This is a genomic window from Glutamicibacter soli (assembly GCF_003309065.1).
Classification (GTDB): Bacteria; Actinomycetota; Actinomycetes; order Actinomycetales; family Micrococcaceae; genus Glutamicibacter; species Glutamicibacter soli.
This window is the reverse complement of the sequence record NZ_POAF01000009.1, coordinates 49,357-63,898: the sequence shown is the minus strand read 5'-3', so window position 1 is coordinate 63,898 and position 14,542 is coordinate 49,357. Positions and strand designations below refer to the sequence as shown.

Here is a 14,542-nt window from a genome sequence, read left to right as displayed (position 1 = left end):
ATCGAGGGTGCGAGAGCCGACCGCCACGGGGGCTTTATGGTTCAAGCTCGCGTGCGTTAGTGGCTACGTCGGATAATGTCCCTATGTCACACTTCTGGAAATTTTGGCTATGGAGCGCAGAAACCTGGGCCGCGCTAACTGCGGTAGGTACCATATTGCTTGCCGTGTTCGCGTACACTGCGTGGAGGACTTCGAGGAAGTCACTATCAGCCGCTGTCGACGATGCGAAAGAAGCCAGAGAGTTGGCCATCGCGAGTATGGACGCCCAGCGCCGAAGCGAGGAAGTTTCAGCCATGGCGCACTACATGCAAGCACTCACCGATCTGAGCGAGATTCACTCACGGTCGCCGGCCAGCTACCACGTTCCGGCAGGGGGCGATAACTACATGGTGACCATGCGTACAGACTTAGGGTTCCCCTCTTACGTCGGAGATTTGTGCCGGCGCGTCGAGGTATCAGGAGCCCTTTGGCGGATCAATCACCCCGAAATTGACGGAGCGCTGTCTGAATTCGCAGCCTTCGAGTTCGCCTTCACTGAGTCGGTTAAGATCTGGGCCAAACGCCGCAACGAGGACGGGCTCGGTGATGATCTGCATGAGCTAAACTTCCTGTTCGGCAAGATCCTGGCGTCCAACGTGAGGGATTGGCAGTCCCTCCCTACGCATCGGTCAAACATCGAGAAGCTCCTACCGTCCCAGCGCTCCTATTTTGAGGACGAGATTAAGACACTTACGGGTGAGACGATGCGCCAGTAGGGCGCTGTTGGCCGGGAACGCCATTGAGCGTTGCCTGCGATGATTTTACGCCGCATCGACATCGGGCGTGGCCACACCTGTGTTTGAATAAAAATACCGTCGGCCCTGTCCGCCTTTACGGACGTCGCCGACTTCGGCTACCAATGCATAGAACTTGTTCCGGCCGAGCGGTGCGAGAGCATCCTGATTCGGAGCTCCTTCAATATCCGCTAGCCAGATCTGCCAAACTTACGGTAGCTCGATTCTCTGACCGCCCCTGAACTTTGCTAGCCATCCAGGGAGGTACTCCCTGACCGCCGCTTCGTCCAACTCGTTGATCCGTTGCCGGCGGTCGCGGTAGTAGTCGCGACGCGTGGCTGTGTCGGATGACTTCTCGCGAGAATTGAGGCAAGCTTCGTACTCTGCCTGCGTCAGCTCGCCGAGGCGATCTCGGACCCGATATGCCAAGTCTCTAATGTAGCCGGCGGCGCCCGGCGCTCTGTTGGTAAGAGCGCGGTATGTACTGGACGCCCTGCGGCGGGCCGCAGTGCCCTCCGTGGTGCCGTCGAGGTAGGCGCGCAGGAGCGTGATCGCGCACGTTCCGATGTCCGGTGTAAATGCCGCAAGTGAAACGCGGCGACTGCCTTTATCCGTTACATGAAATATCGCCGTTCGGTCCCCGCTGTCATACTGGCGCCAACCGCGCGCTGTCAGGAGCTCGCTTAGATATCGGGCCAGAGCGAGGGGGGAGACGACTGCGTAGTTATCGATCTCGCAGTGATCAATTTTGCTGGCGACTTCGTTCATGCGTGCGATAACTTCTGGATTCGGGGACATGGGCCATCCTATTATTCGGGCGCCGGTTGCGGCAGCGTGGTGGGCCGAGGGTTGGACTTTTCGCCAAATGATGTGTAACCGTCACTTTCCTATTGGTACTTAAGGGTGCGGCTTCTTAAGCGGGAATAAGAAAGTGATGTGAACAAGGCGTTTAGTGGAAAGTCCGACCTTCTCGGCTTTGGGTACATCTAAGTAGGGGGCCAGCTGCTATTTGGTGCTCAAAACTCAACCTTCCGTGTTTGGGTCGGGCTTCCCGTAGCGTCAGAGGCGCATCACTACCGGCGACCGCGGCGCCCAGTGCCCGACTAGCGGTAGCTAGCAGTAGGCCCAGTAGTTATAGCAGCGGTCGCAGGGCGCAAGCGGGCGGCGCGGGCCTTGTCGTCCTTGGTTGCGCCGTCCAGCTGCGCCAGCTCGCTCGCATCCTTCGCAAGATCCTTCACGAGGTCGGCGACAGCCTGCGCGTGGGTGCGAACCGCCTGCCGGTCGTCCTCGCGCCACACGCCCTCGTCGAGCAGGTAGAAACCCGTCTCCTCGGAGTAGCGGACGCCGGAGCCGATCGACTCCATGTAGTCGCGCAGGTAGCGGGCACCGCCCAAGTCGGTCAGGCTGTAGCGTTCCTCGTCCCAGGCCAGCAGGGCCGCGGCGCGGGACTTCACAGCCGGGGCCTCGGCGATCGCCCGAAGGGCTGCGCGCTGGAACTTGGCCGGGTCCTGGGCGCGCCAGTCGGTCAGGTCCATACCGTCGGGCAGGTCGAGCACGCGGACAGTTTTCTCCAGCGCGACCAGCGCGTCGGCCAACATGACAGCGAACCGGCGACCGGCAGGGCCCCCGTCGCCGGCGATGACGGCTTCGCGGTCGCCGAGCATGTCGGCAACCTCGGTGATTACCGCCGGGTTGGCTGCCAAGCCTGCGCCGCGGATACCGAAGGTGTCGAACCCGATCGCGATCGCCGAGGTGAGCGCGTCGCCGGGGCCCTCGGTAATCATGACCTCGTCGTAGCCGGCGGTGCCGGGGAAGTATCCGACCTTTGCCCAGCTGGCGCCGTCCGGTGACTTCGGGCCTAGCCAGCGGACGGCGGCGTCCTTGTCCAGCGCGCGAGCCTGGATACCTCGGACTCCGTATGCTCCGGCTAGAACATCGGGTCGAGACCGGGGCGGGGGTAGGACGTTTGCAGCTCCTCCAGGGCGCTTGTCGCCTCAGCGCCCTCCACATCTTCAATCTGTATTTCAGTTACCTGAACGTCGCGCGGGCTGTACACCCAGTTGAGGTTGCCCTCGCGTTGCACTTTGCCAGTGAACGCGAGTTTCAGGGCTTGGCGATGTGCGTCGATAGCCTTTACATACTGGTCAGGGCTCAGTCGCAGTCGGACCTTGCGGTACTTGCCGCCGGAGTCGGTGATGACCCGTACGATGCGATCGTCGGTATTCGACTCATGCTGCAACACGGCTACTTCTCCCCTGAGCGTCACTTCCTCCGGCTCGTAGGCTTGAGCGTAGTGACTCGCAACTCGCTCCAGCATAGGTGCCTCGTCCGGGATGAAGGTGAACTCCCGTTCGGGGGACCGGACGCCTGGACGCGGCCGAATGAGTGACACGGCTGATTCGGTATCGCGTGTAGCCGTCGACAGGGCACGCGCGAACTCGAACGATAGCCCTTCGCCAACAGCGCTATCAAATACGCGGATGTCGTCGTCCTTGCGGTAGCTGTCAAGGCAAGTCCTGGTGGCTTCGAGAGCAGTCTCGAACCAGTTCATGATCTCCTCGCCGCTCGTCGATGCCGGCGCGGGTAGCCCCGGCAGGACTGGCCTCATGTCATCCGCTTCGGAGAAGTTGAAGGTCCGGGCCGCCGGGGCATGCGCGGTGATGATGAAGCTGCCGACCTGGGTCTGGCCCATAAGGCAGCTCGACAGGAATGACCTAGCTACATGTGAGCTGGCGTTACCGTGGTACATGCGACGCTCTTTTGCCGCCTTAGCCGAGGCGACAAGCATTTCCCGCGCCGAAGCGTAGAGTTGTTCACCCTGTGGCCATGCGATCAAGCCGGCCTCGTAGGAGCTTTCTTTCTTCCACTGCGTCTCTTCGAGGGCATGCGTAGAGGTTAGGGCGGCTAGCTCCACGTATCGTTTCGCTTCGGGCCCAAGGTATCTTTCGAGTTGCCGGCGCGCGGTATAAAGGAGACGTTCGAAGTCGGACCGGCTGGGGTCCAGAGGGAAGATGATTTCGTCCCCTGTTCCGGGACTTTCCCAAATCTCGAATTTGCCCGGGACGCCACCGGTGGTCGTCCAACCGAGTCGGCCCAGCAGTGATGCAAGGGTGGGGAGTAGACCAGCATCAGGCAAGCTCATGGTTGGCCTCCGTTGTGGATTCGTTCCATTATGAGGCAAAGCGCGACATCGTCTAGGACATTCGCAGTCGGAGCTCTGAATGTAGGTCGCTGGGCGGTAGACGCCTTAGCGCCGGCAAGGTTCACCCAATAGGAGCAGTGCCGAATGGTCAGGGCATCGTGACTGGCTGTCACCCAGTCCTTTTGCTCGCCGGGCAAGGTCATAACAACAACGATTTTTGGGACCGATAGGTTAGTGCTTCGGTACTCGTCGTACCGGTCACGGCGCATCTTCGCTGTCACATACTGCGCGGATGGGTCAAATACGCTTTCAGTTGCTTTTAACTGGAGCTCTAAGAAAGCATCACGGATGGTGTTGTCCGGTTCGCGGCGGCGGTGCTTTATCATGATGTCCGTGCCCTCGTCGATCGTAGGCTCGCCGACTATCACGCACCCGGCCGCCGCTACTACTGCGCGCAAGTAGCCGAGCTGTAGCTGCTCTTTGTGATTCGATATCCGTTCGGGCGAGCCACGTACGATTTCTGGAGACACGGCTACCATTTGTTCCTTCGCATGCTGCTTAGCCTATAGTGCCCGCCGGGTCGGCGTAGCTTGGAACTTGGGTGTGTCGGATACCCGTGCTGAGTGACTGTGCCAAAGATTTGAAGAATGGGTTGTCGGCCTGATCTTTTAATTGCTACTGGATGGAAGTATGCTCATATCCATGACCGACCAAAAGCTGGAGTCCTTGCTGACCCGCTTATGTAAGCAGTGCGGCACGACCTTCTCTGAAGCACGCCGGCCAGGTGCGCCACGGACGCTATGCGATGAATGCCAAGTGTATCGCCGTCGCCGAGGTAGTTACCGCGTCACCTGCCCCTGCGGTAAAGAATTCACTGCCGACGCTACGCCTGGTGTGGCGCGCAGGTATTGCTCGGAAAATCACAAGAGGCGATACAACCAAATTATCAAGCTGTACGGCCTGGAACTCGGAGCCTACCTGCAGATGGAGCGCCAGCAGGGCGGCCGGTGCGCCGTATGCGGGCAGGAACAAACAATGACGTTGTACATTGACCACGATCATGCAACTGGGGCTGTTCGTGGCCTCTTGTGCTCCGGTTGCAACTTTGGTCTGGGCCACTTTGGCGACTCGCCGGAACGGCTGGAACTTGCTGCAGCCTACATACGCCGGGCTGCGAGCGTCGTCGGTGCGGGTAAATCCGTGGGAGGGTGAGACTTTGTTCAAACTTACGTATACCTGTCACTTTCCTATTAGTGCTTAAGCGGTGCTGCTCTCGAACATAGATGGGGAGTGTATTGGAAGATCGTCGTTTGCGCATAGAGTCACCCTCGGCGTCAGTCGTCGTACGTTTCCGGCGGCGTTTCGGGGTTCAGCTTTGTAGCTGTCGTATGACTTACGATCACTCGGCGCTGCGGCGCACGCTCCGCCGGCGTTCCGCCCTGCGGTTTCGTTACCTCTATGTACATGAGCGAGCCGATGACCGACCGCTGGCGGTCCAGATCCAGCGCCAGGAACCGCTCCGCGATAGTGCGCTTCGCGCTGGAAAACTCGGCCATGCTTGCCGACGTGCCGACCAGCAGCTCCTCGGCCACCGTCGCCAGCACGGAGGAGGCCGACTTCTCGCTGCGGGCCCGCTCCAGGTCCGCCTCGATTTTCTCGCGGGCAGTCTTGAGTTCCAGCAGGCGCGTGCGGGCGACACTAGCGGGCACGAGGCCCTCGTCGCGGTCCGCCAGGACGGCGGTCACGGCCTCAGCGTTACGCGCGTGGGCGTCGACCAGGGCGGACAGGTTCAGTGCGCCAGGCGAGGCGGGGGCAATGCTGGAACCTGAGGAGGCGAACGCGAGGGCAACTTGGTCGACGATGAACGGCTCGATGATGTGCTTGGCGATGTGGACGTGATTGGGCGCGACCTTGCACATATACCCGCGCATGTAATACATCGGGCTCCCGCACTCGCCGCAATAGAGCAGGTGCGAGAGCAGGTGACGCGGGGCGGGGCCGGGCGAGGTGGTGCGCGACGGGTCGGACAGGATAGCCCGGACCTCCTCGGCCAGCTCCGGCGCTACGATCGGGACAATCACCTCGGAGGGTATGACCTTGCCCCGGTGGATCATGGAGCCGCTGTACCAAGGATTCAGGAGCATGTCGCGTAGGCGCCGCTGATCCCAGAGCTTGCCCGGTGCCGGGTCGATCTTGTTGTCGAGGAACCACAAGAGCAACGACCGAAGCGATCCGCCGTCGGCAACGTGCTGGAACGCGCGGCGGACGTGCTGGGCCTCCGCTTCGCGAGGGGTGATGCCGTCGCTCTCGTAGCCGTACCTGCGCCGGCCAGGGCCGGGGATGCCCTTGGCTGCGCGGGCCTCGTTGGCACGCTTCTGGCGCTCTCCCTTGCGGCGCACCTCGAAGCGGGCAATGCCGGCCAGCATCGTCGCGCGGAACTCGCCGTCGGCGGTCGTGAGGTCGATTTCCCCGTCGACGGTGAGCACCCGGGCGCCGGTGTCGGTGATCGCGATCAAGTCGCGGGTGGAGCGCAGGAGGCGGTCCAGGTCCACGGCGACGACAACGTCGGCTTTCTTGGCGGTGAGGTCCTCTAGCATGGAGTACCAGGCGGTGCCCGGTCCTCGTTGCTTGGCAGCGGAGGTGTCATTGTCCTGATATTCCGGGCCCACAGTCCAGCCGCGCGCCTCGATCAGGCGGCGGCAGCGTTCTAGCTGGCGGTCGATGCCCTCGGTCACGTCGAGGGACTGGCGGGCGTACACGGCGGCGATAGTCGTCATACATGCATTGTACGTTTCCGCAACCGCAACCGGTTGATTGCCGCCTTCAGCAGGTTGACCATCATCACCGAGGCGCGGCACCGCTCCGGGGCGCTGAACACGGCAAGCCATGCCGTGGAGCTGGGCAGGGATGTCGCGGCGGTGCCCGGCAGCGTGTTCTCGCCGAACTCGGCGGGCACCCACCGGCTGATCCGCTCCGGAGCCGCCGAACTGATCTCCAGCCCCGCCGAGGCGGCCGAGCTGCTGGGCCTCGGGCCAGACGCACCCGCCGAGGCGGCCGAGCTGCTGGGCCTCGGGCCAGACGCACCCGCCGGCGTTGCCGCCAGTGAACCCGACGACCCGCGTCAGCGTCCGGTGGACGGGCTGCCCGCGGAGGTCGGCATGCTCTACGACGTCTTGTCCTTCACCAGGCCGATGAGCCCGGATGAGATCTCAGCGCGCAGCGGCGTCACGATCCTGCAGACGCTGCGCGGGCTGTCCACCTTGCAGGGCCGCGGCTTGGCGGTTCGCAACGACGCGGGGTGGAAGCTGGCGCGCACCTAACCCGCAGGTGCGTCGCGGTATCCTCGAAGGGATGAAGCAGGACACCAACGCCACCAAGACCCCGCAGCTGCCGGCCTCGTTCGCCGAACCGGTCGCCGACTATCTGGATTACCTGCGCTTGCAGCGCGGGCGCAGCGAAAACACGCTGCGCGCCTACGAGGTCGACCTGCGCACCATGGGCACGTTCCTGCACTCCACCCGGCAGGTCAGCGCACCGCACCATGTCGACGTGGAGATGCTGCGCGAGTGGCTGGCCAGCATGCACGAAGCGCAGATCTCGCGCACCACTATCGCGCGGCGCATCTCCTCGGTGAAGAACTTCTTCGCCTGGGCGCTGAAGCACCAGCTGGTGGCCGAGGATCCGGCCCTGCGCCTGGCCGCGCCGAAGAAGGAGCGCCGCCTGCCGCATGTGCTGCAACCCGGGCAGATCGACCGGCTGCTCGCGGATACCGGCGAGCACACCGGACAGGACGGCGCGGCGGACGATGAGGCGCCGCAGAGCCCGCAGCAGCTGGCGGTCCACGCCCGCGACCGCGTGATCGCCGAGCTGCTCTACGCCTCGGGGCTGCGCATCAGCGAACTGGTCTCCTTGGACGTGAAGGATCTGGATTTCAGCCGCCGCACGCTGAAGGTTGTCGGCAAGGGCAACAAGGAACGGATGGTGCCGTTCGGCAATCCCGCCCAGCGGGTGCTGACCTCCTGGCTGCTGACCCATCGGGCCGTTCTGGTCGACGAGGAAAAGGCCCAGGGCGCCCTGCTGGTCGGCGTGCGCGGCGGCAGGTTGAATGTGCGCCAGGCCCGCGACGTGATTTCGCAGGCGCTGAAATCGCTGGGGGATACCGCCGCCAGCGGGCCGCATGCCCTGCGCCATACGGTGGCCACCCATTTGCTCGATGGTGGAGCGGATCTGCGCGCAGTCCAGGAGTTCCTCGGCCACGCGTCGCTGGCCACGACCCAGCTCTACACCCATGTTTCGGTGGACCGGCTGCGCCAAAGCTACCGGCAGGCGCACCCGCGCGCCTGAGGGAATCTACCAATTCCCTCCTAATTACCCTCCCGAGTAGCGAAAAGTGCTGTTCATCGGGCAAAATGGAACTATCGGCGGTAGCTGCACCACCACGATGTTGACGTAGGGGAAGACGATCAACACCGTACGGAGGATGGCATGTCTGCACCGATGACCAGGGGCGTAATTTATATTCATTCCGCCACTGCTGCGCTATGCCCACATCTGGAATGGGCAATCGGGTCCGTGCTCGGAAAACCGGTCAAGATGGAATGGACCGAACAGCACGCTGCACCCGGCTTTCGTCGTGCCGAAATTGAGTGGGTAGGACCCCAAGGCACTGGCGCGTTGCTGACCAGCGCAATCCACGGGTGGCAGCATCTGCGATTCGAAATCACCGAGGACCCGAGCCCGGGCGTCGACGGCAGCCGCTGGTCGGTGACCCCGGATCTGGGGATCTTCCACGCCACCATCGACACGGCCGGCAACGTCATGATCAGCGAAGAGCGCATCCGCTGGGCCTATGAAAAGGGCGACGGCAATCCCTCGATCTTCTACCAGGAAATGTCCATTGCCCTGGGCGAGGCTTGGGATGAGGAGCTCGAACCCTTCCGACATGCAGGGGAGAACTCCTCTGTTCGATGGCTCAACCAGGTGGTTTAGCCACTGGTTAACTAGTCTCCGAGTCTGCGCGAGCCGGCCCGGATCCAGCCCCGGTGGTGCGGGGTTGTTACCTAAAACAAAATGCGATCCCCCTGCGGGGGATCGCATTTTGTGCATCTGCCTTCTGACGACCCTCTGGTGCTAGGATCGATCGTGATGAAGACCAGTCAGGCCACCACAGGCCGCTCCCGGAACGGCCATCTGGTCGTTCCCTGATCCGCGCTCCTCCCTGCGTATGCACCTTCCAAGCACACCGGAAACCGTACAACGAGAGGGAAACATGACCGCGCACTTCAACCACACCATCATCGCCTCGACCGACGCGGCCCAGATGGCCGAGTTCTACATCGAGCTGCTGGAGGCCGAGCGGTAGCCCTCTTGGGGGCCGTTCCAAAACATCGGCATCGGCGGCGGCGTGCTGCTGCAATTCGCCACGCCGCCAATGCAGTTCCCGCCGCAGCACTACGCATATCTGCTCGATGATGCGCACTTCGATCGGGCCTGCGCGCTGATCGGCGCGCGCGGGATCGAGCACTGGGCCGATCCGCAGCGCCAGCTGGCCGGGCAGATCAACCGCGAGCACGGCGGCCGGGGCGTCTACCTGCTGGACCCGTCGGGCCACTACCTCGAGCTGATCACCCGGCCCTATCTGTAGCGCAGGAGCGCAGATCAGCGCAGCACGTCGAACACGTTCTTCTGGATGCCGTTGGAATAGACGGCGGAGTCGACGAGCTTGAGCTTCTGCGCGTCCAGGTCGGCGCTGCTGAACAGGCGCTTGCCGGCGCCGAGCAGCACCGGGAAAACCAGCAGGTGGTAGCGGTCGATCAGGTGGTGCTCCTGCAGCGAGTGGACCAGCGTCGCGGAGCCGTGGATGCTGATCGGTCCGCCGTCGCTGGCGCGCAGCCGGGCCACGTCGGAGGCCGAACGCAGGATCGTGGTTTCGCCCCAGTTGTCCACCAGGTCCTTGTCCTTGAGCGTCGTGGAGACCACGTACTTGGGCATCGCGTTGTAGCCGGGGAATTCCTCGGTCATCGCCGGCCAGACGGGGGAGAAGGCCTGGTAGCTGCGGCGCCCCAGCAGCAGAGCCGTGGCCTCGCCCTGTTCGGTGCCCTTCATCTCGTAGGCGGCCGGGTCGAAGTCCACCGAGCTCATGGTCCAGCCGGAGTTGCGGTAGCCGGGTTCGCCGCCGGGCGCCTCCATGACCCCGTCCAGCGAGATGAATGCGGTGGCGATCAAGGTGCGCATGATGCGGCTCCTAAAAGGTGGAAAATGATCGGTGGCCTGTCGAGATCGAGCGTAGCAACGCCCGGCGCCCGGCGACAATAGGGACGTGCAGTTAACGCGCCGCGGGCCGGAACCGAATGCTCGGTTCCGGCCCGCGGGGGCACAGCTGCTGCTAGATGCTGCGGATCGCGACGACGGCGTTGTGGCCGCCGAAGCCGAAGGAGTTGTTCAGCGCGACGATCGAGCCCTCGGCCGGCAGGTCGGCCGGAGCGCCGGTGACGACGTTCAGCGGGATCTCCGGATCCTGGTTGTCCAGGTTGATGGTGACCGGGGCCTTGCGGTGGTAGATCGCCAGGGTGGTCAGCACGGACTCCACGGCGCCGGATGCGCCAAGCAGGTGGCCCATCTGCGACTTGGTGGCGGAGACCAGGACATTGTCCAGCTGGTCGCCCAGGGCGGCCTTCAGCGCGGTGTACTCGGGCTTGTCGCCTACCGGGGTGGAGGTGGCGTGCGCGTTCACGTGCACCACGTCCTCCGGCTGGATGCGGCCGTCGTACATGGCGGCCTTCAGCGCGCGGGTGGCGCCCAGGCCCTCCGGGTCCGGCGCGGTGATGTGGTAGGCATCGGCGGTGACCGACGAGCCTGCCAGCTCGGCGTAGATGCGGGCGCCGCGGGCCAGCGCGTGCTCCTCGGACTCCAGCACCAGTGCGCCGGCGCCTTCGCCCATCACGAAGCCGTCGCGGTCCACGTCGTACGGGCGCGAAGCCTTGGCCGGATCGTCGTTGCGGCGCGAGAGGGCGTGCATGGAGGAGAACGCTGCAATCGGCATCGGGTGGATGGCGGCTTCCGCGCCGCCGACCATGACCACGTCGGCCTTGCCGGCGCGGATCAGCTCCATGCCCACGTGCATGGCCTCGGTGCCCGATGCGCAGGCGGAGACGGGGGTGTGGGCGCCGCCGGCGGCTCCCAGGTCCAGCGACACCGCGGCTGCCGGGCCGTTGGGCATCAGCATCGGCACGGTCATCGGCAGCACGCGGCGCGGGCCCTTTTCCTTCAGGGTGTCCCAGGCGTTCAGCAGCGTCCAGACGCCGCCGATGCCGGTGGCGAAGGCCACGGCAAGCTTGTTGCGGTCGACGTCGTCCTTGGACAGGCCCGAGTCGGCCCAGGCCTCGCGGGCCGCCACGACGGCGAACTGCGTGGACGGGTCCATGCGCTTGGTCTCCGGGCGGGTCAGCACCTCGGAAGGCTGCACGGAGGCGCGGGCGGCGAAGGTCACCGGCAGGTCGTATTCCTCGACCCAGCTGTCTTCCATGGTTGCGGCGCCGGAAACACCCTTCAGGGCGTTCTCCCACAGGGTAGGGACGTCCCCACCGATGGGGGTGGTGGCTCCGAGACCGGTGATCACTACTTTGCGCGCCATCATCAAACTCTCTACTGGGGTACAACTTTGCTGTTTAAAATTTGTGGGGGCCGGCTTGACGTACCGGCCGGTGTGCACGGCTTGCCCGCACAACGGCGTGCCAGCGAAAAGTTCGCTGGCGGAATGCTGCTAGGCCTGGGCGCCGGCGATGAAGTTCACGGCGTCGCCCACGGTCTTCAGGTTCTTGACTTCCTCGTCCGGAATCTTGACCTCGAACTTTTCCTCGGCCTCAACGACGATGGTCATCATCGAGATCGAGTCGATGTCCAGGTCCTCGGTGAAGGACTTGTCCAGCTGCACGTCTGCTTCGTCCAGGCCGGTCTCCGAGTTAACGATTTCGGCGAGGCCTGCCAGGATTTCTTCGTTGCTAGCCATGGATGGCTCCTTTTCTCATGATGCCGGAGGGATCCGGTCGTTGCTCTGGATTCATGCCCGCGGTAACGGGCCGTGATCCGACTGTTCGAAACCCTCTCCGCGTCCCGTGCGGGGCACGGACAGGGTTTCACCGCTTAAAGCTTAGGCCAGATGGCCCTCGCCGGTTGGGCGATGACGCGTCAAGCGGGCGAAAAATTTCAGCTGGCGCGGTGCGGCGCCTAGTTGGCGGTGTGCTCGGCGATGAACTCGCGGGCGGCGTCCAGGTCCGCGGGGGACTTCAGGGCCATGCCCTTCACGCCCTTCAGTCCGCGGCGGGCCAGGCCTACCAGGGTGCCGGCCGGAGCCAGCTCCAGGATGCCGGTGACGCCCTGGGCTGCGAGGGTCTGCATGCACAGGTCCCAGCGGACTGGGCGGGATACCTGGGCCACCAGGGATTCGAGGTTGGCCGCACCCGAGGCGACAGCCTGGCCGTCGTAGTTGGACAGTAGGGTGGTGGCCGGCTCGGCGGGGGCCAGGGTGTCTGCCAGTTCCTGCAGCACGCCGACGGCCGGGGCCATGTGCGCGGTGTGGAATGCGCCGGCGACCTTGAGTGGGATCACGCGGGCCTTGGCCGGAGGGTTCTCGCCCAGCGCCGCCAGCTGCTCCATGGTGCCTGCGGCGACGGTCTGCCCGCCGCCGTTGGCGTTGGCCGGGGTCAAATCCAGTTCGGCCAGGCGGTCAAGGACCTCCTGCGGGTCGCCTCCGAGCACTGCGGCCATGCCGGTCGGGGTTGCCGCGGCGGCTTCGGCCATGGCGTTGGCGCGCACGCGCACGAAGTTCATTGCGTCGTTCTCGCTCAGCGCGCCGGCCAGGGCTGAGGCTGTGATTTCGCCGACGGAGTGTCCGGCCAGCACGGAGTTGGCCGGAAGCTGCTCGCCGAACAGCGCGCGGGCGGTGATCAAGCCGGCGGCCACGATCAGCGGCTGCGCCACTGCGGTGTCCTTGATGGTCTCCTCGTCGGAGACGGTGCCGTGCTCGATCAGGTCGCGGCCGGTGATTTCGCTCAGCGAGGCAAGATGCTCACGCACGCCGTCGACGTCGAGCCACTCGGAAAGAAAACCTGGGGTCTGGGAGCCCTGTCCCGGGCATACGATTGCTAACACTCTTACAGCTTTCCAAAGATTGCGGCCTCGTGGCGCGTGGTCACGCACCAAGCTCGCGGTCACGGATTGTAGGTTTCCTACAAAAGCCTAGCGCATGGGGGAGGCAAAAACCCATGTAACGCCGCTGCATGACGGTCCGGCAACTGTGCGGAACCGCCAAAAGCGCTACTGGCCCGAGTCAGCCAGGCGCCCCACCACCAGCGCGCTTTGCAGCACGAAGGCGTCGCGCGGGGACAGCGGATCCCAGCCGGTCACCTCGGAGACGCGCTTGAGCCGGTAGCGCACGGTGTTGGCGTGCACGAACAGCCCGCGCGCGGTGCCTTCGAGCGAATGGCCCAGGGCCAGATAGCTGGACAGCGTTTCCAGCAACCCGTTGGAGGCCTGCTGCAGCGGCCGGTAGACGCGTTCGAGCAGCGCGGTGCGCGCCAGCTCGTCGCCGTTGAAGGCGCGTTCAGGCCACAGGTCATCGGCCCCCACCGGGTTCGGCGCCTGGGGCCAGGCGCAGGCGGCGGCGTAGCCCGCGATGGCTGCCTGCGCGGCCTGCGGCATGTCGGTGACCGTGGCGGCCAAGGGGGAGTAGACCAGCGGGCCGGGCCCGAAGAAGCGGGCCAGCCGGCCCAGGTCTGCCTCCTCGAACTTGGTGTCCGAGAGCATCAGCACCGAGCGGTCGCCCAGCACGCTGACCAGCGAGTCGCGAGCGTATCGGGTGGCCAGGCGCCGGATGGCGGAGACGAAGCTGACCGAGTTCGAGCCCGGGGTGGCGCCGACCAGGATTCGGATGTTGCTCTGCGACTTCCAGCCGATGGCGGCCAGCCGGGAGGAGAGCGAATCGTGGCCCTCGCCGTGGAGCACCGCATCCACCACGTGGGCCTCCAGCCGGGAGTCCCAGGCGCCGCGGGTTTCGGCCGCGCGGGCGTAGACGTCGGCGGCGGCGAAGGCGACCTCGCGGGAATAGCGCAGCACCGCTTCGCGCAGGGCCGCCTGTTCCTTCTCCGGGGCGATGTCCGGGACTTGGGATTCGACGACCTCCACGATGGTGCGCAGCAGGCCCAGCGCTTTCTGCAGCGAGATGGAACGGGTCAGCTCGGTCGGGGCGGCGCCGAACACGTCGGTGACCACCCAGGACGGGGTGGAGGAGGGGTCCTCGTACCAGGTGACGAATGTGGAGATGCCCTTCTGCGCGATCAGGCCCAGGGCCGCGCGCTCGTTCGGCTCCAGCGAGCGGTACCAGGGCAGCTGCTGGTCCAGGTACTTCAGCGCGGTCGTGGACAGCACGCCGATGTGGTTCTTGAGCCGCTTGACGGTTTCGGCGCTCGGCGCAGTGCGGGCTGCCCGGGCGCGCGCGGCGGCGATCGATTCGGTTTCTGGGACCATGCCTTCAAGTTTAGCGTTGCGCCTTCGCCTCAGATCCAGCGGTGCCCGAGCCAGCGGTTAACGGCAAGCTGCCCTGCCCGAAACATGTTCGGGCAGGGCAGCT

At 64.6% G+C, this 14,542-nt stretch carries 17 protein-coding genes; 6 read left to right on the top strand and 11 right to left on the bottom strand.

The window, feature by feature from the left end:
• The first annotated feature begins 293 nt into the window (after positions 1 to 293).
• The gene (locus C1H84_RS16235; protein ID WP_146956162.1) at positions 294 to 755 is read left to right on the top strand and encodes a hypothetical protein; all 462 of its coding nucleotides are present in this window, start codon (positions 294 to 296) and stop codon (positions 753 to 755) included.
• A gap of 228 nt (positions 756 to 983) precedes the next feature.
• Here C1H84_RS16235 and C1H84_RS16230 read toward each other — a convergent pair whose 3' ends face one another.
• The 5 genes from C1H84_RS16230 to C1H84_RS18580 form a co-directional block, all read right to left on the bottom strand.
• Entirely contained in the window at positions 984 to 1,541 is a 558-nt protein-coding gene (locus tag C1H84_RS16230; protein ID WP_146956160.1) for a hypothetical protein, read from the bottom strand.
• A 335-nt stretch (positions 1,542 to 1,876) separates the two neighbouring features.
• Positions 1,877 to 2,557: a toprim domain-containing protein gene (locus tag C1H84_RS16225; RefSeq protein ID WP_113607981.1), complete on the bottom strand. Its 681-nt coding sequence runs from the start codon at positions 2,555 to 2,557 to the stop codon at positions 1,877 to 1,879.
• A 143-nt stretch (positions 2,558 to 2,700) separates the two neighbouring features.
• Positions 2,701 to 3,915 carry a hypothetical protein gene (locus tag C1H84_RS16220; protein WP_113607980.1) on the bottom strand — a complete coding sequence of 405 codons (1,215 nt, stop codon included), beginning with the start codon at positions 3,913 to 3,915 and terminating at the stop codon, positions 2,701 to 2,703.
• The gene (locus tag C1H84_RS16215; RefSeq protein ID WP_181728180.1) at positions 3,912 to 4,445 is read right to left on the bottom strand and encodes a DUF4365 domain-containing protein; all 534 of its coding nucleotides are present in this window, start codon (positions 4,443 to 4,445) and stop codon (positions 3,912 to 3,914) included. The genes C1H84_RS16220 and C1H84_RS16215 overlap by 4 nt, the downstream gene beginning before the upstream one ends.
• A 268-nt stretch (positions 4,446 to 4,713) precedes the next feature.
• Positions 4,714 to 4,977: a hypothetical protein gene (locus tag C1H84_RS18580; RefSeq protein WP_244910932.1), complete on the bottom strand. Its 264-nt coding sequence runs from the start codon at positions 4,975 to 4,977 to the stop codon at positions 4,714 to 4,716.
• Between C1H84_RS18580 and C1H84_RS18730 the strand changes: the two genes are divergently transcribed.
• Positions 4,900 to 5,127 (top strand): endonuclease VII domain-containing protein, encoded by a 228-nt coding sequence (locus C1H84_RS18730; RefSeq protein WP_425323574.1) that lies wholly within the window; start codon positions 4,900 to 4,902, stop codon positions 5,125 to 5,127. The two genes, C1H84_RS18580 and C1H84_RS18730, sit on opposite strands and share 78 nt — an antisense overlap.
• Positions 5,128 to 5,249: 122 nt before the next feature.
• Here the strand turns inward: C1H84_RS18730 and C1H84_RS16205 are convergent, their stop codons facing one another.
• Positions 5,250 to 6,692 (bottom strand): recombinase family protein, encoded by a 1,443-nt coding sequence (locus C1H84_RS16205; RefSeq protein WP_181728179.1) that lies wholly within the window; start codon positions 6,690 to 6,692, stop codon positions 5,250 to 5,252.
• Positions 6,693 to 6,725: 33 nt separating this feature from the next.
• Between C1H84_RS16205 and C1H84_RS16200 the strand changes: the two genes are divergently transcribed.
• The 4 genes from C1H84_RS16200 (at position 6,726) to C1H84_RS18680 (ending at position 9,559) form a co-directional block, all read left to right on the top strand.
• Positions 6,726 to 7,235 (top strand): DNA-processing protein DprA, encoded by a 510-nt coding sequence (locus C1H84_RS16200; protein ID WP_244910931.1) that lies wholly within the window; start codon positions 6,726 to 6,728, stop codon positions 7,233 to 7,235.
• Between the two features lie 31 nt (positions 7,236 to 7,266).
• Positions 7,267 to 8,259, top strand: coding sequence for a tyrosine recombinase XerC (locus C1H84_RS16195; RefSeq protein ID WP_113607976.1), 993 nt, complete (start codon positions 7,267 to 7,269; stop codon positions 8,257 to 8,259).
• A gap of 141 nt (positions 8,260 to 8,400) precedes the next feature.
• On the top strand, positions 8,401 to 8,904 hold the full coding sequence (locus C1H84_RS16190; RefSeq protein WP_047118978.1) for a DUF3145 domain-containing protein: 504 nt from the start codon (positions 8,401 to 8,403) through the stop codon (positions 8,902 to 8,904).
• Positions 8,905 to 9,319: 415 nt separating this feature from the next.
• Entirely contained in the window at positions 9,320 to 9,559 is a 240-nt protein-coding gene (locus tag C1H84_RS18680) for a VOC family protein (RefSeq protein ID WP_342352859.1), read from the top strand.
• A gap of 14 nt (positions 9,560 to 9,573) precedes the next feature.
• On the opposite strand, the gene C1H84_RS16180 is transcribed toward C1H84_RS18680, so the two are convergent.
• The 5 genes from C1H84_RS16180 to C1H84_RS16160 form a co-directional block, all read right to left on the bottom strand.
• Positions 9,574 to 10,149, bottom strand: coding sequence for a dihydrofolate reductase family protein (locus tag C1H84_RS16180; protein WP_113607975.1), 576 nt, complete (start codon positions 10,147 to 10,149; stop codon positions 9,574 to 9,576).
• A gap of 151 nt (positions 10,150 to 10,300) precedes the next feature.
• Entirely contained in the window at positions 10,301 to 11,548 is a 1,248-nt protein-coding gene (gene fabF / locus C1H84_RS16175; protein WP_047118981.1) for a beta-ketoacyl-ACP synthase II, read from the bottom strand.
• Positions 11,549 to 11,677: 129 nt separating this feature from the next.
• Positions 11,678 to 11,923, bottom strand: coding sequence for an acyl carrier protein (locus tag C1H84_RS16170; protein WP_047118982.1), 246 nt, complete (start codon positions 11,921 to 11,923; stop codon positions 11,678 to 11,680).
• Positions 11,924 to 12,141: 218 nt separating this feature from the next.
• Complete coding sequence (locus C1H84_RS16165) at positions 12,142 to 13,065, bottom strand: ACP S-malonyltransferase (RefSeq protein WP_047118983.1); 924 nt, start codon at positions 13,063 to 13,065, stop codon at positions 12,142 to 12,144.
• 165 nt (positions 13,066 to 13,230) lie between these two features.
• Positions 13,231 to 14,439, bottom strand: coding sequence for a PucR family transcriptional regulator (locus tag C1H84_RS16160; RefSeq protein ID WP_113607974.1), 1,209 nt, complete (start codon positions 14,437 to 14,439; stop codon positions 13,231 to 13,233).
• Between the last annotated feature and the right edge of the window lie 103 nt (positions 14,440 to 14,542).

Coding starts and splice junctions, on each gene's coding strand:
- C1H84_RS16235 (WP_146956162.1), top strand. CDS start 294: ATGGCGCACTACATGCAAGCACTCACCGATCTGAGCGAGATTCACTCA.
- C1H84_RS16230 (WP_146956160.1), bottom strand. CDS start 1,541: ATGAACGAAGTCGCCAGCAAAATTGATCACTGCGAGATCGATAACTAC.
- C1H84_RS16225 (WP_113607981.1), bottom strand. CDS start 2,557: ATGATTACCGAGGGCCCCGGCGACGCGCTCACCTCGGCGATCGCGATC.
- C1H84_RS16220 (WP_113607980.1), bottom strand. CDS start 3,915: ATGAGCTTGCCTGATGCTGGTCTACTCCCCACCCTTGCATCACTGCTG.
- C1H84_RS18730 (WP_425323574.1), top strand. CDS start 4,900: ATGGAGCGCCAGCAGGGCGGCCGGTGCGCCGTATGCGGGCAGGAACAA.
- C1H84_RS18580 (WP_244910932.1), bottom strand. CDS start 4,977: ATGATCGTGGTCAATGTACAACGTCATTGTTTGTTCCTGCCCGCATAC.
- C1H84_RS16205 (WP_181728179.1), bottom strand. CDS start 6,692: ATGACGACTATCGCCGCCGTGTACGCCCGCCAGTCCCTCGACGTGACC.
- C1H84_RS16195 (WP_113607976.1), top strand. CDS start 7,267: ATGAAGCAGGACACCAACGCCACCAAGACCCCGCAGCTGCCGGCCTCG.
- C1H84_RS16190 (WP_047118978.1), top strand. CDS start 8,401: ATGTCTGCACCGATGACCAGGGGCGTAATTTATATTCATTCCGCCACT.
- C1H84_RS16180 (WP_113607975.1), bottom strand. CDS start 10,149: ATGCGCACCTTGATCGCCACCGCATTCATCTCGCTGGACGGGGTCATG.
- fabF (WP_047118981.1), bottom strand. CDS start 11,548: ATGGCGCGCAAAGTAGTGATCACCGGTCTCGGAGCCACCACCCCCATC.
- C1H84_RS16170 (WP_047118982.1), bottom strand. CDS start 11,923: ATGGCTAGCAACGAAGAAATCCTGGCAGGCCTCGCCGAAATCGTTAAC.
- C1H84_RS16160 (WP_113607974.1), bottom strand. CDS start 14,439: ATGGTCCCAGAAACCGAATCGATCGCCGCCGCGCGCGCCCGGGCAGCC.